At 55.1% G+C, this 18138-nt stretch carries 17 protein-coding genes; 9 read left to right on the top strand and 8 right to left on the bottom strand.

Annotated elements, in window-relative coordinates; genetic code table 11:
• Positions 1–83 precede the first annotated feature (83 nt).
• Positions 84–2339 (top strand): TonB-dependent siderophore receptor, encoded by a 2256-nt coding sequence (locus tag AACY09_RS09660; protein WP_339487523.1) that lies wholly within the window; start codon positions 84–86, stop codon positions 2337–2339.
• Between the two features lie 133 nt (positions 2340–2472).
• Here AACY09_RS09660 and phnX read toward each other — a convergent pair whose 3' ends face one another.
• Positions 2473–3300, bottom strand: coding sequence for a phosphonoacetaldehyde hydrolase (gene phnX, locus AACY09_RS09665; RefSeq protein WP_339487524.1), 828 nt, complete (start codon positions 3298–3300; stop codon positions 2473–2475).
• A 245-nt stretch (positions 3301–3545) separates the two neighbouring features.
• Positions 3546–4652, bottom strand: a complete 1107-nt coding sequence (locus AACY09_RS09670) for an MFS transporter (protein WP_339487870.1) — start codon at positions 4650–4652, stop codon at positions 3546–3548.
• Positions 4653–5203: 551 nt separating this feature from the next.
• On the opposite strand from AACY09_RS09670, the gene AACY09_RS09675 reads away from it, so the two are divergent.
• The 3 genes from AACY09_RS09675 to AACY09_RS09685 all read left to right on the top strand — a co-directional run bounded on the left by AACY09_RS09675 (position 5204) and on the right by AACY09_RS09685 (position 7790).
• Complete coding sequence (locus tag AACY09_RS09675; RefSeq protein ID WP_339487525.1) at positions 5204–6013, top strand: CPBP family intramembrane glutamic endopeptidase; 810 nt, start codon at positions 5204–5206, stop codon at positions 6011–6013.
• Positions 6014–6186: 173 nt separating this feature from the next.
• Positions 6187–7332: a GGDEF domain-containing protein gene (locus AACY09_RS09680; RefSeq protein ID WP_339487526.1), complete on the top strand. Its 1146-nt coding sequence runs from the start codon at positions 6187–6189 to the stop codon at positions 7330–7332.
• A gap of 71 nt (positions 7333–7403) precedes the next feature.
• Positions 7404–7790 (top strand): ester cyclase, encoded by a 387-nt coding sequence (locus tag AACY09_RS09685; protein WP_339487528.1) that lies wholly within the window; start codon positions 7404–7406, stop codon positions 7788–7790.
• 46 nt (positions 7791–7836) lie between these two features.
• Here AACY09_RS09685 and pdxR read toward each other — a convergent pair whose 3' ends face one another.
• On the bottom strand, positions 7837–9240 hold the full coding sequence (pdxR, locus tag AACY09_RS09690) for a MocR-like pyridoxine biosynthesis transcription factor PdxR (RefSeq protein WP_339487529.1): 1404 nt from the start codon (positions 9238–9240) through the stop codon (positions 7837–7839).
• Positions 9241–9328: 88 nt separating this feature from the next.
• Here pdxR and AACY09_RS09695 point away from each other — a divergent pair, with 88 nt between their 5' ends.
• The 4 genes from AACY09_RS09695 (at position 9329) to AACY09_RS09710 (ending at position 11841) form a co-directional block, all read left to right on the top strand.
• On the top strand, positions 9329–9775 hold the full coding sequence (locus AACY09_RS09695) for a GNAT family N-acetyltransferase (RefSeq protein WP_339487530.1): 447 nt from the start codon (positions 9329–9331) through the stop codon (positions 9773–9775).
• The gene (locus AACY09_RS09700) at positions 9772–10437 is read left to right on the top strand and encodes an FMN-dependent NADH-azoreductase (protein ID WP_339487531.1); all 666 of its coding nucleotides are present in this window, start codon (positions 9772–9774) and stop codon (positions 10435–10437) included. Before AACY09_RS09695 ends, AACY09_RS09700 begins: the two co-directional genes overlap by 4 nt.
• Positions 10434–10865 (top strand): carboxymuconolactone decarboxylase family protein, encoded by a 432-nt coding sequence (locus tag AACY09_RS09705; RefSeq protein WP_339487533.1) that lies wholly within the window; start codon positions 10434–10436, stop codon positions 10863–10865. Before AACY09_RS09700 ends, AACY09_RS09705 begins: the two co-directional genes overlap by 4 nt.
• Before the next feature lie 259 nt (positions 10866–11124).
• Positions 11125–11841 (top strand): SAM-dependent methyltransferase, encoded by a 717-nt coding sequence (locus AACY09_RS09710; RefSeq protein ID WP_339487534.1) that lies wholly within the window; start codon positions 11125–11127, stop codon positions 11839–11841.
• A 70-nt stretch (positions 11842–11911) separates the two neighbouring features.
• On the opposite strand, the gene AACY09_RS09715 is transcribed toward AACY09_RS09710, so the two are convergent.
• On the bottom strand, positions 11912–12499 hold the full coding sequence (locus tag AACY09_RS09715; RefSeq protein ID WP_339487535.1) for a glutathione S-transferase family protein: 588 nt from the start codon (positions 12497–12499) through the stop codon (positions 11912–11914).
• On the bottom strand, positions 12496–12924 hold the full coding sequence (locus AACY09_RS09720; protein WP_339487873.1) for a VOC family protein: 429 nt from the start codon (positions 12922–12924) through the stop codon (positions 12496–12498). Before AACY09_RS09720 ends, AACY09_RS09715 begins: the two co-directional genes overlap by 4 nt.
• 127 nt (positions 12925–13051) lie before the next feature.
• On the opposite strand from AACY09_RS09720, the gene AACY09_RS09725 reads away from it, so the two are divergent.
• Positions 13052–13957 (top strand): LysR family transcriptional regulator, encoded by a 906-nt coding sequence (locus AACY09_RS09725; protein WP_339487536.1) that lies wholly within the window; start codon positions 13052–13054, stop codon positions 13955–13957.
• Here the strand turns inward: AACY09_RS09725 and AACY09_RS09730 are convergent.
• The 3 genes from AACY09_RS09730 to AACY09_RS09740 all read right to left on the bottom strand — a co-directional run bounded on the left by AACY09_RS09730 (position 13954) and on the right by AACY09_RS09740 (position 17726).
• The gene (locus AACY09_RS09730) at positions 13954–15228 is read right to left on the bottom strand and encodes an OmpP1/FadL family transporter (protein ID WP_339487537.1); all 1275 of its coding nucleotides are present in this window, start codon (positions 15226–15228) and stop codon (positions 13954–13956) included. The genes AACY09_RS09725 and AACY09_RS09730 overlap by 4 nt on opposite strands.
• 352 nt (positions 15229–15580) lie before the next feature.
• On the bottom strand, positions 15581–16585 hold the full coding sequence (locus tag AACY09_RS09735; protein WP_339487538.1) for a DUF2860 family protein: 1005 nt from the start codon (positions 16583–16585) through the stop codon (positions 15581–15583).
• Positions 16586–17027: 442 nt separating this feature from the next.
• The gene (locus tag AACY09_RS09740) at positions 17028–17726 is read right to left on the bottom strand and encodes a cytochrome P460 family protein (RefSeq protein WP_339487539.1); all 699 of its coding nucleotides are present in this window, start codon (positions 17724–17726) and stop codon (positions 17028–17030) included.
• Between the last annotated feature and the right edge of the window lie 412 nt (positions 17727–18138).

Here is an 18138-nt window from a genome sequence, read left to right on the forward strand (position 1 = left end):
AACGCTCGGACCCATTCCAGAATTAAACGTAACTGCGTATGATATAGATTCTCATCCGCATTATAATTAAACGTGAGTCCAACATGTCCGCCCACCCTTCCCTGTGTTCACAAAATACCTCCGCCCTGCAGTCCAACGCAGCGATACGTCCCTTGGCGCTCGCCGTGCACATGCTGGCAGTGGGCGCCGCCTTTGTTACCCCAGCGGTCTATGCGGCAGAACCTGTTGAGCGAACTGAATCGGCAAGCACGGTCACCTTAAAGCCGATGGAAATCACCGGCACCGCCGAGTACGTGCCCAGCGCTGTGACAGAGGACACGGGTTCTTACACCACCGAAGCCGCGCGTACGGCCACGCCACTGAGCATGTCCCTGCGCGAAACGCCGCAATCTGTCAGCGTAGTCACTCAACAACGCATCGAAGACCAAGATTTGGAGACCATCCTCGACGTGGTCAACAATGCCACCGGGGTATCGGTCAACCGGTATGAGACCAGCCGCGCGCAGTTCAACGCCCGTGGTTTTGAGCTCAACTCGCTGATGATTGATGGGGTGCCGACCATTTATGAACAGCCATGGAGTTCGGGGGAGATCTTCAGCAGTCTGGCCATGTATGACCGCGTCGAAATCGTCCGCGGTGCCAACGGTCTGATGACCGGTGCTGGCGATCCTTCCGCGTCAATTAACCTTGTCCGCAAGCGCGCCAATAGCCGCGACCTGAAAGGCTCAGTAAAGTTTAGCGCCGGCACCTGGGATACCTTCGGCACTGAAGCAGATGTATCCACCGCGCTCAACGAGGCCGGTACTATTCGTGCGCGCTTGGTTGGTGAGGTCACCGATGGCGACACCTGGATCGACAATAACTCGACCCGTAGTGAAACCGTCTACGGCACCATGGACATCGACCTGACGCCAGACACCACAGTGTGGTTTGGTCTGAGCAATCAGGAAAATACCGAAGACTCACCGATGTGGGGCGGTCTGCCGGTTTGGTACGCCGATGGCAGCCGCACCAATTGGAGTCGTTCGAAGTCTACCTCCGCTGACTGGAGCAAGTGGGACACGACCTACAAAACCTACTTCGTTAATCTTGACCACACCTTTGCCAACGATTGGAAAATGCAGCTCAGCTACAACCGTGGCGAGCGCAGCGGTGATTCAGCCCTGCTCTACCTTTCCGGTAATCCAGGCCGCAATGGCAGCAGCCCTATGGCTTCGTTCCCGGCGACCTATAAAACCGAAACCACCCAAGACGACTACAGCATCCGTTTTGATGGCCCGTTCTCGCTGCTTGGGCGTAAGCACGACCTGGCCTTCGGTTATATCGACAGTAAGCAGGAATTCGACGCCGACTCACTCAACGCACAAACCGGCTTTGGCGGGGTGCCGAACTTTGACGCCTACAACGGTGAATTTCCCGAGCCAATTTGGGGCCCACGCTCTGACTACGGCTACAGCGAAACCCGCCAAAAAGGCTTGTACGCAGCAACCCGCTTAAACCTGGCCGATGACCTGAAGTTAATACTTGGCGGGCGCGACAGCTGGTACGAGCAGACCAGTGATGACATCTACTCAGAAGTCAGCAAGGTCGACGTTGACCATGAACTGACCCCTTACGCGGGCATCGTTTACGACCTCAACCAATACCTTTCAGCCTATGCCAGCTACACCGAAATCTTCTTGCCACAGTCTGTGCGCGACAGCCGCGGTCAGCAGCTTGAACCTATTACCGGCGAGAGCAGTGAGATCGGCCTCAAGGGCGAGTTCTATGACGGTCGCTTGAACACCTCGGTCGCCATTTTCCAGATCAAGCAGGACAACCTGGGCCAGAGCACGGGAAATCTGATCGACCCAACAAACCCAATTGGTGGCTACGCATTCGAGGCGTCTGAAGGCGCCACTAGCAAGGGCTTCGAGCTGGAGGTTTCCGGCGAGTTGGCGACCGACTGGAATGCCTCGATTGGCTACACTCAATTCACTGCTGAAGATGCTGAGGGCGATGACGTCAACACGCTGTACCCGACCAAACTGTTGCGTACCTTCACTACCTACCGACTGCCTGGCGTGTTCAACAAATTGACCATCGGCGGCGGCGTGAACTGGCAGGACAGCATCTACACCTACGCCACCAACCCGGCCGGCAACTCAGAGAAGATCGAGCAAGATGCTTACGCGCTGGTCAACCTGATGGCGCGGTACGAGTTCACCGACAACCTTTCGGCCCAGTTAAACGCCGATAACATTACCGATGAAAAGTACTTCGATATTTTCGACGCCTACGGTGCGCTGACTTACGGCGCACCACGCAGCCTAACCGCATCGGCGAAGTACCGCTTCTAAGGCTGTACCAAGGTGGCGCTTTTCTTGCCACCTTGGCTGCCAACCCAACACCGGCCTTGTGTCGGTGTTGCGCTTTGTGGTGCATGCTAAACAGCTTTACCGTTGTCCAGTGAGTGCTCTAAGAGTTCCCGGTTCAACTGCTCTGCGGCATCTCGCCTCGCGCTAAACGGGCGTTGATGTCGTCGATCACCGCTGGCAGATCGGCGATGGTGTCGATCAAGTAATGCGGACGCGAACCTTCAAACATCTGGCCGATACGGGCACGCTCTTGTTCGAGTTTGTCTTTGGACAGGTTCTTGAACTGCTCATAGGTCAAACCCAGGGCGTTACCCGAACAGGTCAACGCCACTGTCCACATGCCGGCACTGCGGCCTTCAAGAATGCCCGGCCAGGTGTCGTCGATTTTCACGCAAGCCGCTACGTCGCTGATGCCCAAAGCAATAACATTCGCCAAAGACTGAGCAGGATGCGGACGGCCGTTGGGCACTTCATCGGTGGCCACCACATGGTCTGGAACATAGCCATTGTCACGGGCCAACTCGACCACCCGAGCCATCACCACTGCCGGGTAACCTGAGCAGGTACCGATCTTCAAACCTTGGTCGCGCAGCGCTGAGATAACCTTGAGCGCACCGGGGATCAACGCCGAGTGCTCGGCAATTTTCTCGATCTGCAGCGGCATAAAGCGCTCATAAATAGCCGTCACATCAGCGTCCGTCGGCGTGCGGCCGAAAGCTGCTCGATAGCGCTCGGCAATTTCCGGCAGGTTGCACAGGGTGCGGATGTGATCCCACTTACCCATGCCCATTGGGCCGCGCGCTTCCTCTAGGGAGACCTGCACATCGAACTCAGCGAACGCTTCGACAAAGATCTGCGTGGGTGCGAACGAACCGAAATCAACGACGGTACCGGCCCAATCGAGTATCGCTGCTTGCAAGCAGGTTGGTTGATGGTAGTTCATGTTTTCCTCCATTTGCAGGGTGAGAGGTACCAAGCCTTCCGACGCAAAGGCTGACTTAAGGTTGAAATCGCGGGCCAAAGCATTCCGGGTTGGAACACTTGGCTAGGCAAATGCACGAAGTCATTTGCAGTGATTTTGATCCTGATAGCCCAAGCCGATGCAGCCTAGGTCCAATGACGCACCGGGCATGCAGCCAGTACGCTGCCGATACGGGCGGTCGCAGCTGGAACCAGGGGGGAAATGCACTAACGGCGTAAGTAGCAGACCACCGCGCTGGCAGCAATCGCCAGTCCAGCAACAGTGAAAACCCAAGGCGCCGAGGCCACAGGCAAAAGCAAGCCTGCTAATAACGGTCCCAGACCCGCGCCGATATCCCGCCAGACAGCATTCGAGGCCAGAGCGGTGACCCGAGCTGGCCCCGGATTGCGTTCGGCAACTAGGGTCGTGACCAGCGGTAACTGCAGGGCACGCAGTATCAATACACACGCCGCGCCAGCCACCACCCAGTGCATGCCAAAAGCAGTCAAGGCTAGCGCACTCAGTACGGAAAACAGCAAAAGCATGGGGGTGGCACCGAACGCCTGCGCGGCGCGCCCACCAAGCGGGCTGAGCAGCACTTCCGAGAGGTAACGCAGCGCCATTAGCGTACCGGCAACCAGCAACGCATCTTCGCCCAGCATCTTCTGCGCTTGCAGTGATAAACCGAAGATGAAAAGACCATCCAGTCCCACACCCTCTACGAATGACCAGGCGGCTACGCTGTCGGGAAGACGAAACCGGCGCTTATTCACGGGCAAGTCATGACCGGACGCAGGAAGGCCCCGGGCGATCAATAAGCCGACGGCACAACTGACTGCCAGCACCCAAAAAACTGAACGCGGACCAAGCTCCTGACTGGCGAACGCTCCCAGTGGCAATGCCAACATCGGGCCCAGCGCAATCAGCGCACGTGAGCGCCCGGCGCGGTGGGCTGCTCCGCCAGCATCAGCAGTCGCCAAGACTTGGGTCGAGAGGTTGAGCGCGGCGAAGCACAAGCCCCAGATCAAACGCAGCACCAATAACGCCGCGAACCCGGAGAACATTGCATTACCCAAGGCACAGAACATCGCCGCGCCAGCCGCCAGCATCAAGGTGAGCCGATCTCCACGGCATCCATAGAAACGCAACACATGGCTGTAGCCAAATATCCGCACCAAACGATTGGCCGCCAGCAAGATCCCTGCCTGCACTAACGTGATGCCGAAAGCTTCTGGGTGCATCGGAAGCAGCAAATACAGCAACACATCGCTGGGCAGGCAAAATGCTAGGGTCAGCGCTGCGAGGCGCGCATTTCGGACTGCCTGTTTCGGCATATCGTCGGGCGATGAAGAAAGAGTCGCAGACACAACGAAGTCTCAGGCATATTCAGGAAACATCCTGAAATAATGACCGCTGAAGCGGGCTTTTTACAAGCGGCCAATAATGAGTGCCGCCACAATGCTCTTTGATCAGCGGGTACCTCAATTAGGCCGAGGTCGACGCGCTAAGTGATGCAGATAGCGCAGGGTAATATTTGAACGTTTATAACGGCGATCAACGCAAAGCTTGGCCGTCATTTTCAGGCAATAATCCAAATACCCGATCGTGCAAATGGTGGCTGAAAAATAGCGTCAACCACCCTATGTGAATCAAGAGCCACATCCCCAATATCCATGCCATGCGCCAACGGTCCAATCTGTAAATACCGTTATCCCTGACAGTGGTACGAACCTCTAAAGCCAAGTTGCACGCTCGCCCCAACAGCAATTTTTAGCCAATCCAAAAGCGAACATTCACCGCCACAGGGTGCTTGCGATCTCAACGGCCAGCGCTAGAGTCAATCGAATAAGCATCGCGTTCCTGATAAAGACAAGCGGAGAGTAAAGTGAATAACGGCCACACGGGAACAGCAGAAAAACGCGATTTGGCAGACGTTGAACGATTTACTTGGCTAGAGCGTAAAAACGACGACTTCCCTTTCTACAATGGCCAACCAGTATGGCTTTCCGCGCCTCAGTGGAGCATGGTACTGGTCGCTGTTGTGCTAGGTTTTATCGCGCTTATTACCCTCGAGAAAGTCGTCTCTGGAAGCTGGGCCCTGTTTATCCCTGCAACCCTGTTTTTCGTCATCCCCCTGGCGGCACTTGCCTTTGTCACCCCAGGGCATTGGACCTCACTGTTCCGTAAACCGCGCTTACGGGATTTCATGTGGATGCTTGGGTTCGCCCTGATCAACATAGTTGTCACCCTGCTGATTGGCGTGTTGTTGCAGGGCACCTTGGGTGTCAATGACAATCCAGTTTTTGCTGAACTGGCCTCTCAATCGCGCAATGATCACCTGCGCTTCTTTTTGATGACCATCCCGCAGTTGTTTGGCGAAGAGCTATTTACGATATTGCCCTTCCTCGCGTTGCTGACTTTATTCAGCGCCACATTCGGCTGGTCCCGGCGCAAGGCAATAGTTGCGGCGTGGTTGCTCTCACCCCTGTGGTTCGGTGCGGCCCACCTCCCCACCTACGACTGGAACGTCGTGCAGTCACTAGTCCTTATCGGCAGTGCGCGGTTAATTCTGCTATTGCCATACATCATGAGCAAAAACATCTGGGTCTCCACGGGTGCCCATATCCTCAATGACTGGATGATACTCATCAGCGTGCTGGCTATTGGCGCGGCAGGCGCAGATATCGCCCAGTAAATCGAAGCCTGCGTGATTTTGTGCCAGGGGTTACGCTGCGCCCCATCGACGATTAGACGGCTTTTGTAGGCACTGCATTGGCACGTCGCCTGGCTATCATCGCGACAATGCTGTTGCTCTTAACGGCCGCATCGTATGCTTCACACAGTGATGGCATTTTGCATAGGTGATATGTGTCGTATCTCAACACGCTGAAGGGTTTGCTCGACCCGCTCCACGGCGTCTCAGCGTCGGTTCGCCGCGATTTTATCCCGTGGTATATGCGCACAAAAGTGCCGCAAATACGCTATGTAGCCTTTCTGACCATGGCGCTCTATTTTGTCTACGCACCCATCGAGTATCACGTTGCCACCGACCAGCAAGGGTTACGCCTGTTGGTTCACGGCGTTGTCATTCCAGGCGCATTGCTGGCCGTGGCGTTGCTCAGTTACAACGAGTCCCTGCGCCGACCAATGCTGGGCATACTGACAACCGCCCCCGTCGTGGCGGTGGCGTCGAATCTTTACTTCAACTCGCAAAGCAGTGACTTCGCCTACTACGTTCCCGAGATTTACCTGAGCCTGATGTGGATCTTCGCCGTGTCTGGTCTCAGCCTGCGCGAGGCGACGCCGACCGCTTGTACCTCACTTTTCATACTGCTGGCGGTGACCCTAGGCCACACCGCGCAATCGGGTATAAATGCACTGCATTTTTTATGGATATTGGCGTCGTTCTCGTTTGGCCTGCTCTGCGCGTTTCTGCTGGAGAAGGCGCACAAGAGCATGTTTCTGCAACAGCACCGCCTTGCTTTGTTGGCAAGCATTGACGGCCTGACCGGACTGTCGAACCGCTCGCATATTGATCAGTTTCTTGACGACCAGATCGCTCGCACTGCCAGATACGGCGGCTCACTGTCGGTGATAACCCTGGACATCGACCACTTCAAACGCGTCAACGACAGTCATGGATATGCGGTTGGCGACCACGTGCTTTGCCAGTTCGCGACCCTCTTGAAGTCACATGTGCGGGAGGTCGATTGGGTGGGGCGGCGTGGCGGCGAAGAGTTTCTGGTCGTACTTCCTGAAACCAATGGCGATCACGCGCTGACGGTGGCGCAACTCCTGCAACAACGGATCAATGCGTTCGACTTCGAGCGCATCGGACACAACACCGCGAGCTTTGGCGTTACCGAACTGCGCCCCGGTGACAGCTTGGCAGAGCTGCTTGAACGGGGCGATCGAGCCTTGTACAAAGCCAAGGCAAATGGCCGCAACAGAATTGAGGCGGACGTACTTGGGCAGGAAATGCTGAAGCGAGCAGTGCAACCGGCGAGCCGTTAAACGGTGGGAGTGCTGCTACTTAATGTTAACCCCTTCCCCTGATCGCCCTGCTGGAAACGAGACTAAGCCTTATGACACGAGACGAACTGGCCGCCACATACCGGGGTTACATTGACTGCCTAAACCGTCAGGATTGGCAAAATCTTGACCGTTTTGTCCATAAGGACGTGACCCACAATTCAGCTGCAGTCGGTCTGGCAGGCTATCAAGCCATGTTGGAGCGAGACTTCCGAGAAATACCCGATTTGGTGTTTCGCATTCAGATCCTGACGTCCGATCCGCCCCACATTTCCAGTCGACTGAACTTCAATGTCTGCCCAAGGGGCGAATTCTTCGGGCTTGCCATCAATGGCAAAAGGGTCGCCTTCTCCGAAAACGTGTTCTATGAATTCATCGACGACAAAATTGCCCACGTCTGGTCGATCATTGATAAGGCTGCAATCGAGGCACAACTCTAGCCGCTGGGGATGCCGCTAGCGATTGAAGATATACATCAGGCGGCTGTTAACTGAGTATCTGTGCCAGTCGCGCGACCACAGCTGATGCTTGCTCGGCACTGGCAATGTTAGTGAAACCTATAACCAAACCGTGCCTGGGCTGGGCCTGCAGATACCAGTGGGACAAGGGCTCAATGGCGATGCCCAAAGCCCGGGCAGGCTTAACCAGCGCGCTATCGTCACCTTCCCCCAGCCCCGCGACCAGATGCATTCCTCCGGCCTGTGGATTGATCTGTAAACGCTCGCCGAATTGATCACGGAGTGCATCGACCAGCCATTGCCGGCGCCGCGCATAGAGATTGCGCATCTTGTTTAAATGCCGGGCAAAGTGTCCCTCGCTGAGGAAGGCGGCAACAGTCGCCTGAAGCAGATGCGGACAATGGTTATGCAGACGATCCGCTTGCCGTGCGAATGCCTGGCTCTGCTCCCTGGGCACCACCAGATAAGCCAGACGCAACCCCGGAAACAGGACCTTGCTGAAGGTTCCGGTATACAGCACACGGCCTTGCTCATCGAGACTTTTCAAAGCTGGCAATGGTTTGCCCTGATAGCGGTACTCGCTGTCGTAATCGTCCTCAATGATCCAGCTGCCTTGGCGGTTGGCCCACGCGAGCAGGGCCAAACGACGCGGCAGTGACAGAGACATCCCCAGCGGACTTTGATGGGTCGGGGTGACCACAGCAAAGCGTGCATCCGGGCAGCGCGCAATGCCCTGCACAACATCCAGTCCCTGATCATCCACAGTGACCGGCACCAACTCTGCGCCGGCTGCTTGCAAGGCGCTCCGCGCCATGAAATAGCCGGGTTCTTCGATCCAACATTTATCGCCCGGGCGCATCAAGGTGTGACTGATCAGGTCGAGGCAAGCACGATAGCCCGCACACACCACTATCTGATCAGGGTGGCAATTGATGCCTCGCGAAATCCCCAGATAGGATGCAATGGCCGCGCGCAGCGGTGCATAACCGCGTGAGTCCGGGTAGACGAGGCCTTCAAGGCCAGACTGGCGCTGCTGGCGGCCGGCGAGTCGTGTCCACAGTTTGCGCGGAAATGCATCCAACGCGGGCAGCCCCATCTGCAGCGCTAACGGCAATTCACCGGAATGAGTCCCCTGATAAGCCACCGACGCAACCGCCTCATGGCGTACAGGCCGGATGACCGCGGCCAATTGCGGCGTGACGACAGTCCCGGCTGCTCCCCGCGCAATCAGATAGCCCTCACCAATAAGTAACTGGTAAGCCGCCTCCACGGTTCCGCGTGCCACATTCAGTTCTGCCGCCAGAGCGCGAACCGCTGGCACCCGATCACCGGGGCGCAGGCGGCCATCAGCAATCGACTCGCGAAAGCGATGATAAAGCTGACGGTAGATCGGCGCCGAATAGCTGCGGTCAAGCTCAAATTGAACAATCATGGCCTAGTCATTTATGCATTTTTTGGCTCTATAGGCTAAGCCATCCTGCCTCTAAAATCAGTCATCACTTTTAAGCAGGCGCACGAACATGCCCTTTACCTTCAAACACCTTGAGAACGAGCAAGACTTCCAGTCCAGTTTCGACCTGATGCCTGTCTTGCGTCCGCATCTAGTCGATTCAGCGGCCTATGTGGCGCAGCTGATGCGACAAACCCGCCAAGGCTACCGCCTACTCGCCGCTTGGCAGGGTGAGCGGATTGTCGGCCTAGCTGGATACCGTGAACTGGAAAACCTGCTCTACGGACGGTTTATTTACGTCGATGACCTTGTCGTAAGTCCCGCCCTGCAGCGCAGTGGCCTCGGCAGCCATCTGCTCAACGCGGTACGTGACGAAGCCCTGGAATATCAGTGTGATCACTTCGTCCTGGATACCGGCCTGCATATGCCACTGGCCCAGCGCTTTTATTTCCGCGAGGGCTTGCTGGCCCGAGGCATGCATTTCACCCAGAGCCTGCATGAGGTTGAATCGCGATGAAAAATATTCTGTTGATTAATGCCAGTCCTCACGGCCACGCCTCCCACGCGCACCAGCTTGCAGTGGAGTTAGCGGCATCCTTACACCAGCAGTATCCGGGCATCGAACGGGTGGAGCGCGCCTTGGGCGCCAACCCGCTGCCACCGCTAGGATCGGAATATGCCAGCGCGCTCACCACCATCACGCCCGTTGACTCACCAGTGTTTGAGCTTTCCGAGACGCTGATCGGCGAACTTGAGCGCAGTGATGTTCTGTTGATTGCCACACCGATGCACAACTTTACCCTCCCCGCCGCGCTCAAGCTTTGGATCGATTATGTGCTGCGTATTCACCGGACATTCAGTTCGGGCGCCGAAGGCAAGGTCGGGCTGCTGGAGGATCGCCCCGTCCACGTCATCGTAGGCTCCGGCGGATTTCATCGGGGTGAGCGGGCCCGCCAGCCGGATTTCCTGACGGTTTACCTGCGTCATGCGCTGAACACCATGGGGCTTTTTAATCTGCAGTTCACTTACCTCCAAGGTTTAGTGCTGGGTGAAGAAGCCGTACGCAGCACACTCGCAGACGCCCGAGCAGCACTGTCCCGCGAACCCTTATTCACCCACTTGGTTGAGCAACCTTGCTTGCAACCGATCACTTTTTCTACGCCAGGAGTTTCATCATGAGCCAACTTAGACTGCCGTTCTCTTCCCTTTCGCCTGCGGCTTACCAAGGCTTGCTTGCCACCAACACCGCACTGGCTGCAAGCTCGTTGGGCCTGCCACTGATTGAGCTGGTCTATTTGCGTATTTCGCAAATCAACGGCTGCGCTTACTGCCTGGGTACACATTCACAAACCCTGCGTGAATGCGACGTGGCGCAAGCGAAGCTCGACTGCCTCGCCGGCTGGAAAATTAGCGCGCTGTTCAACGATCGCGAGCGCGCAGCCCTCGCCTGGACCGAGACACTCACTTATGTCAGCGAAAAAGGCGCACCCGATGCGTTATATGAGCCTTTAAAAGCCCATTTCTCCGATATCGAGATTTCCGATCTGACCCTGGCTATCTCGCTGATGAATGCCTTCAATCGGCTGGCTATAGGCATGAACCTCTAAGCATCAATACAAAACCCGCCGCACCTTTAGCCAATTTACCGACCGGAGAGCAAGGGCTGTTGCTCCGTGGTTGGCAAATTTTCTACTCATCCCTGACCTGTAACGCCGCGTTATTCGCGGCGTTACAGTGCTGGATGTGTCTAAGACCGACGCCGCTGGCTGCCGCAGCATTCCCGAGAGGAATGCATTGCATAAAATTAATGAATTTTTATTATTTGATACCTCGGCGTAGGCTGGTTCAAGACCAAGGAGAACCCTCTTGAAATCACCCTCCAGTGACGCTGCTGATAAGTTTGATCGTTCACGGGCCAATGAATACGGCCAGCAAAGCCGTATTGCCCTAGCCGGATACGACGCCTGCCACGACCTTGCAGCCTGCATGCTCGCTGCAAGTCTCGGCAGCACGACCTCGGCGAAAGTCCTTGTGGTTGGCGCTGGCGGTACGGCGCAGGAAATTATTGCGATGGCAAAGCTGGAGCCCAGTTGGCGCTTCACGGCTGTTGATCCATCCGAGCCGATGCTGGCTGCCGCGACACAGACATTAAGCGCCGAGCAATTACTTGATCGAACAACCATTCACCTCGGCTCGGTGGATGACTTGCCAGCCGATGAATCCTACGATGCCGCCACCCTCATTGGGGTCCTTCACCACCTGCAGGGCGATGCGCCTAAGCACAGATTGCTTGAGTCCATTCACGCTCGCCTAAAGCCCGGTGCCCCGCTTATTGTGGCCGGTAATCACCATGCCTATGCCAGCCAACCACTGCTGCTTGCTGCCTGGGGGCAACGTTGGCGTCAGCACGGTGCGAGCCCCGACGAGGTGAAGGTCAAGCTTGGCAAAATCCTGCAAGGCGCTGACCCGCCACACTCCGAAGCGCAGGTACAGAAACTGCTGCATAACGCCGGGTACGGCGAGGCAACTCGTTTCTTCAGCAGCCTTTTCTGGGGCGCGTGGTTAAGCTGTAAACCCGTCTAAAATCATCGGAATTAGGGATTATCACCATCGGTTTTTGCCCAAGACCGGCAGAAACCGATCAAAACGCGACTCAGGGTTTGGCTAAATAACCAGGTAAAGCCTCCACCTGCTTCATCCACCGTGCAACATGGCGGTATGGGGCAAGATCCACATCGCCCTCAGGGCCCAAGGCAACGTATGGGTAAACCGCGCACTCGGCAATTGAAGGCCGCCCGATCGCCAGCCACTCACTGTGTTGCAAATGTTTATCGAGCAGGGACAAGGTCACGCAGGATTTTTCCAGGGCCGCCGAATGGTCCAATTCGGCGCCAAACTTCTGCACCAAACGCGCCGCACAAAGGCTGTGATCAATCTCATTCGCCGCGAAAGACAGCCACTGCATGATCTCTGCCTGACCTTGGGCATGGGCGGGCCACCACGCCAGACCGCCGTAAACACCAGCGAGGTAAACCAGAATGGCTTGCGAGTCGCGAAGGACCTGAGAACCATCTTCTAAAATCGGCACCTGGCCCAGTGGATTCAGGTCCACCAGCGGCGACTTCTTATGCGCGCCGTTTAAAAAATCCACCGGCACGAGTTCAAGCTTGATATTGGCCAAAGAGGCCAGCAGGCGAACCTTGTAGCAGTTACCGGACGCATCTAAATCATAGAGTTTCATTGTTCATCTCCATTCATCAACTGATTGAATTCGAGGACATTGCCGTCGGGGTCGCGGATAAATAGCGCAATGCGTCGAGGACCGATGTGATGCGGGCCTTCGGTAATCACGATGCCCTGCTCATTCAACCAAGACTCAAGCGCATGAAGGTCATCAACCACGAATGCCGGATGGGTCATCCCCGGCAGTTTCAGGGGCGCGTCTAGCAAGACATTGTGGGCATTGGCTTGACGGGCACCATTGAAAATCAGGTTTATCCGTACCCCGTCCGCAGTGAGCATCTCGTTGGCTTCATACAGCGGAAAAGTGGCACTCTCGACGAAGCCAAGCGCCTGATAAAAAGCGATCGCCCGCGGTTTGTCGCTGACTCGGATGCCAATGTGGTCGTAGGCACAAATTCTGGCGGGGTTGGCGTGTGGGTTCATATCCATGCAACTCCAGATAAGGTCTCTGCTTGAGATAACCCCTGAAGTTTCAGCGCAGATAGCACTTTCACCAATGGTGTGAACCTGACAATACTTATGCAGTAAACGCACAAATCAGAGAGTGAGAATGGACAGGCTCAAGGCAATGGCCAACTTCGTTCGGATCGTCGACTGCGGCAGCTTGAGTTCGGCTGCAGACGCAACCGGCCAGTCGGCTGCATCGTTGGTGCGTTCGCTGGCGGCGTTGGAGCGCTATTTAGGGGTTCGTTTATTGAACCGCAGCACCCGGCGCATGGCACTCACGGTTGAAGGCGAACAGTACCTCGACTGGAGCCGGCGCACGCTCGCTGATTTCGAACACATGGAGCAGCGCCTGGACTCCCGGGATGGCATTGTTCGTGGCGTGCTGCGCCTCACGGCGCCTGTGGAGTTTGGTCAGCGATTTGTGGCGCCACTGGTTAACCAGTTTCTCAAGCAGCACAGCGACATTGCCATTGAGCTGACGCTAAACGACCAGGTGGTTGCATTGCTTGATGAGCGTCTCGATCTTGCACTGCGTATTGGCCATCTGCCCGACTCCGCCATGATCGCGCGACAGGTCGGTGCAACCCGGCTCATAACCTGCGCCAGCCCAGATTATCTGGCCAACGCGCCCGCGATCGAGTCCCCAGAATCGTTGCAGGACCACGCCTGTATCATCTTGGCTTCACATGGGCGGCACTGGTATTTTCGGGATAACGCCAAAACGCTTACAACACCACTGAGCCCCAGATTAGTCTGCAACCAGATCCGCGCTGCCAGCCTCGCCTGCCAGCAAGGCGTAGGCATTACTCGATTGATGCATTATCAGGTTGCGGATGAACTGGAAGCGGGTCGGCTGATCAGGATTCTTAAGGATTTCGAACCCTTGGACCTGCCAGTGCAGTTGGTCTACCCGCACGCCTTGCAACTCTCGCCACGGGTGCGGGCATTCGTTGAATGGGCGTGTCCACAGTTGGAGCAGCTCACACCCAATCCCGACCTAAGCCTTTAGAAGCGCCAGGTGGCACCGCCACCAATAACGTGGATTGCTGCGTTCTTGAACTCACCGGACAGAGTCTCGCCATTACGCTTGCTCTGCTCGACACTCATATCGCCCATCCAGATAAGGGTGTAGTTCATATTGACCGACAGCGTCTCGTCAACTTGGTAGTTGAAGCCCGTTGCCAAGCGCCAAGCCTCGCCCATCGGCACATCCACAGTGCGATCCTTGTCATCAACCGCTGAGCTGTCATAACCGACACCCATGTTGAGCCGCAGTTTCTGAGTGATTTGGTTTTGTGCGCCCAAGGATAGATGCCAGGTATCTTTGTAGTTCCGGTCTACCGAGCGCGAGACAGATGAACCATTCGGATTGCCATCGACTTCTACGCCGATTTTGCCGAACTCGCTCCAGTCCTGCCATCCAACGCTGCCGAGGACTTTCCACTGGTTATTCAACTGATGCGAGATGCTCGCCAACGCTGTCTGCGGCACGGTCATATCAACATTGAGTTGATCCGCATTGATACGGCCAAGCGCAACATTTAACAGAGGATTGCTGATGCCATCGAAATCCGGGTTGTCTTCAAACTTGAGTTTGATCTTGCTGACATAAGACAGACCCAATTTAGTGCGCTCAGAGAGGTCGTACAAAACACCCACGGTCACACCCATGCCCCAGTCAGTGTCTTTGTATTTGAGTTGGCCGTCCTCGGCATTGCCTAATCCAAGCGGGTTGTTGTCCACCGCTATCTCCGTGACAAAGCGGCCAAACATAATACGGGGGCCGACACCCACCGACAGGTCATCGGTGACTTTGTATGCAATCGTTGGCTGAAAAGCGAGACCAATCAACGAGGACTTCTGGGTGAAATAGCGCCCCGCCCAGTCATCGTCATAGTTCACTGCCAAACCGAAGTTACCCACCATGCCGAAGCCGATAGCCGCACGGTCATTGAGTTGGTGGCTGATAAAGGCACTGCCGCTTGGAAAATACTTGAGGGCATTGCCGCCTTCGTTGCCATCGAAGTCGTTGCCATCATCACGTGAGAACGTGATGTCACCCAACATTAATTGGCCATTAGCGCTGACCTGGGTTCCCGCAAGCTCAGTTAAACCGGCAGGGTTATTCATTAAAATACTGGGGTCTGTAGCCAAAACGGCGGCACCGGCATTGGCCAAACCAGCCCCCTCCTGACCCACTTCATAAACCATCAAACCGCCAGCCCAAACATTCCCTGTAATGCCCAACAACGTCATAGACAATAGTGCTTTGTGCAGCATGGCCTGAAATCCCTTGATGTGTGTGTATAAACACTTAACTGATTAGGTGCTTTAAGGTCCGGTTAAATGTGGAATTGGGGTTGAGTATAATCACCCCTGCCAAGCTGTCCATCCAGACCTGCTAACGCAGCAATGCAATAAGCTGCCACCGGTTGATCGGTTGTGAAACAGGCACAAAACCGCATCCAACTGTTGAGAAAACAGCCTGTGACGGCAGCTAAAGCCCTAATCTGAAGTAATGATTATCCCGCAACACTCGCACCGCTAAGACGCTGGATAAACGCGAGCTAGCACTGAGCGTGTCAACCTGAACCCAATGGCGACACGCTCGTAGCAGGCGCCTCAATACACCTTAGAAGTTGTAGAGCATGCCCAAGCTCAAGCTTTTGATGCTGGTGTCGTAGAAGTCGATATTGCTGTCTTCCTCGCCATAGCTCGCCACAGCACGTGCGCGCCAGTTTTTCAGGCCGAACGGTTCTTTATAGGTGGCAGCAAAGGAGATACCCATGCGGTCCAAATCAGCTTTCTTGTCGTAAATTGGATTGTCGTCATCACTCTCCAAATGGCCTGCCGTCAGGTTGGTGACCAGTTCCCAACGGTCAAAGCCGGTGTAGGCATAGTTAAGCTCCATCTGGTAACCGTCCATGGCCATTGCATCGCCATCGAGGTCACGGTTGATGTAACTCAGGGTCGGGATCACGATGTGATCAGTGCCAATGCCCCAAACATAACGCACGTCGAGTTTGTTTTCGTCGCCTTCACGATCCAGCAAGCCGCGCTGCGCAGCGGTCAGGCCTAAGGCCTCGCCGCTATTTTCATCATCGATGTCGATTTTGCGGTGGGTATAGGTCACGTCAAAGCCGGACTGAAAAATATGTTCCCACGCCAAACGTGCCCCGCTGCTTTCACGGTCAGTTTCTTTGCGCTTGCCATTAACCAGGTACGGGTCTTCCCACACTTCGACCGGGGTCGAGGCCAACAGGCTGGCGCTGAGGTTACCGGCTTGACCGATGCCCTGACGCACACCGAGTGCAAGGGTGCCATCTTGAGTCAGAAAGTCTTCAAGTTCAGTACCGCCAAAGAACTCGGTACGGCTGCCTTGCAGTTTATAAGACAGGCCAAAAGCCGGCAGAATTTTGCTAAAGCTTTTGCTGTCGGGGGAACTGTTCAGGGAGTCAATATGGCTGTCACTGACATCGGTGCCGCCCAGCGTCGCAACCGTATTGCTTTCCATCCGGTTAGTACTGGCTCCCAGATAGACATAACCAGTAAAGCCATCCTTCTTGGGGATACGGTCATAGGCATGGGCGGAGCAAGTCACCGCCAAGCTGAGAACTGTAAGGGTAAATCGACGCATGTGTTACTCCTGTAAACGCAATTAGCCTGATACGTGTTTAGTAGCGACTGGCAGGTCAAAATACGGACACACCAGCTTGTTAGCTCTAGCCGCATAAATCTTCATTGCAACTTTAGTCTACTTATACAGAAACCCATATTTTCCACCCAGAAAAAAAGTTCAAATCACTGCAATAAAGTGCCCGAGATCAACGTTTTCAGGTTTAACGGATGCTGGCGCCTTGCATTCGATAGAGGAATTACAGGGTAAGTTCCTGATAGGCGGCTGCCTACGCAGAAGATAATGACGCTGCTTATTACCGGCTCATTACTGAACAATGACCGGACGGTCATAAACAGCGCCTTTAAATGCCATCAAAAGGCTATCACACGAAGTTAACTAAAGTATTAATACAGGGCGCCGCGAATAACTTAGCCCACGGCGCCTTCTACAATCTTTGAACTTACTGCAAGCCTAAGTGCAGGTCGCTAAACACGTAGTCTTTATCTGCAACGTGAGCCACATGACAACCGGCGCATTTTTCAAATGGCAACACTTTGGATGTCTGAGGGTAAGCCTTGTCGCTCTTGGCGGGGCCAAAGGCAAAATAACCCCAGTTACCCGGTGCTTTGGGAAAACGTGCAGCATCCTTGACCATGTAGGTCACGCCGAAAAAGTTGTTCTGAAAAATACCAGTGCCATGGGTCGTCACGCAGACGCCTGTAGTCTTGTCGCAGTTACCCATGTGCTGTGGCCATTTTTTACCATGGTTCATGACGCAAGCACCGGTGGTCTTGTCGCAGTCGTCAGCTAGGCTGGATTCGCTGAATTCCTTGACGAACTGGGTACCGTCTGGCCACTTGTGGGTGACTTTGTAGATGGCTAATGCAGACGTCTCGACATAGGTATTGCCGAATTGAGCGCCCTCCCGAGTACTGCCATCAATGATGGTTTTGTGGCCTGGCGGGGTCGCAAACGTGCCGATGTGGGTCCAGCTTCGATAGCCCTGTGGGATATGTGCCGTGGTTGCATCAATAAAGTGCGCCTGTGTAGCTTTATTGACGACGTCGGCTGCTTGGGCAACGCCGCCTAGCGCCGTAAGAGAAAGCGCCATCAGCAGGCATTTTGCGGTACGGCTGATGACTTTAGCCTGTTTAAACATATCAATTTCCCTATTAATTATCATGTTTCGAGCACAGCAATGCTCGGCCGCCCATTGGTTGACTCCGAGGAGGCTCCCGGACGCATAGATCATGGTTGGAAGTGCGGTGCACCTGAATAACGGTACTCGCGAACGATACTGTGCCCGGCGTGCCAGAGGTATTAGACCCAGCTGATTTGCCTGATCAGCTGGTTGTTAGGGCGGGCCGATTTATCCATTAAAGTTGTGCGAACGGTCTGACACAAGCACGCAATCAAACGGCAAACATCAAGGCTAAACTCCAGATACCGATGAATACCGCGTAGAGCCCGCTACCAAGCTTAGTGATAGCCCTAGATACCATCCATAAGCCGTGAAGTGGCAATAAAGTGCGCGCTAGAGCATCTCATTTATTTCCTGACATCGAGTTAAT

This window comes from Pseudomonas sp. EL_65y_Pfl2_R95 (assembly GCF_963971045.1).
Lineage (GTDB): Bacteria > Pseudomonadota > Gammaproteobacteria > Pseudomonadales > Pseudomonadaceae > Aquipseudomonas.

What these genes read in the sequence shown, in the direction of transcription:
- phnX (WP_339487524.1), bottom strand. Translation starts at nt 3,300, where the DNA reads ATGAACTACCATCAACCAACCTGCTTGCAAGCAGCGATACTCGATTGG.
- AACY09_RS09695 (WP_339487530.1), top strand. Translation starts at nt 9,329, where the DNA reads ATGCCCTTTACCTTCAAACACCTTGAGAACGAGCAAGACTTCCAGTCC.
- AACY09_RS09670 (WP_339487870.1), bottom strand. Translation starts at nt 4,652, where the DNA reads ATGCCGAAACAGGCAGTCCGAAATGCGCGCCTCGCAGCGCTGACCCTA.
- AACY09_RS09705 (WP_339487533.1), top strand. Translation starts at nt 10,434, where the DNA reads ATGAGCCAACTTAGACTGCCGTTCTCTTCCCTTTCGCCTGCGGCTTAC.
- AACY09_RS09725 (WP_339487536.1), top strand. Translation starts at nt 13,052, where the DNA reads ATGGACAGGCTCAAGGCAATGGCCAACTTCGTTCGGATCGTCGACTGC.
- AACY09_RS09660 (WP_339487523.1), top strand. Translation starts at nt 84, where the DNA reads ATGTCCGCCCACCCTTCCCTGTGTTCACAAAATACCTCCGCCCTGCAG.
- AACY09_RS09740 (WP_339487539.1), bottom strand. Translation starts at nt 17,726, where the DNA reads ATGTTTAAACAGGCTAAAGTCATCAGCCGTACCGCAAAATGCCTGCTG.
- AACY09_RS09685 (WP_339487528.1), top strand. Translation starts at nt 7,404, where the DNA reads ATGACACGAGACGAACTGGCCGCCACATACCGGGGTTACATTGACTGC.
- AACY09_RS09720 (WP_339487873.1), bottom strand. Translation starts at nt 12,924, where the DNA reads ATGAACCCACACGCCAACCCCGCCAGAATTTGTGCCTACGACCACATT.
- AACY09_RS09735 (WP_339487538.1), bottom strand. Translation starts at nt 16,585, where the DNA reads ATGCGTCGATTTACCCTTACAGTTCTCAGCTTGGCGGTGACTTGCTCC.
- AACY09_RS09730 (WP_339487537.1), bottom strand. Translation starts at nt 15,228, where the DNA reads ATGCTGCACAAAGCACTATTGTCTATGACGTTGTTGGGCATTACAGGG.
- AACY09_RS09715 (WP_339487535.1), bottom strand. Translation starts at nt 12,499, where the DNA reads ATGAAACTCTATGATTTAGATGCGTCCGGTAACTGCTACAAGGTTCGC.
- AACY09_RS09700 (WP_339487531.1), top strand. Translation starts at nt 9,772, where the DNA reads ATGAAAAATATTCTGTTGATTAATGCCAGTCCTCACGGCCACGCCTCC.
- pdxR (WP_339487529.1), bottom strand. Translation starts at nt 9,240, where the DNA reads ATGATTGTTCAATTTGAGCTTGACCGCAGCTATTCGGCGCCGATCTAC.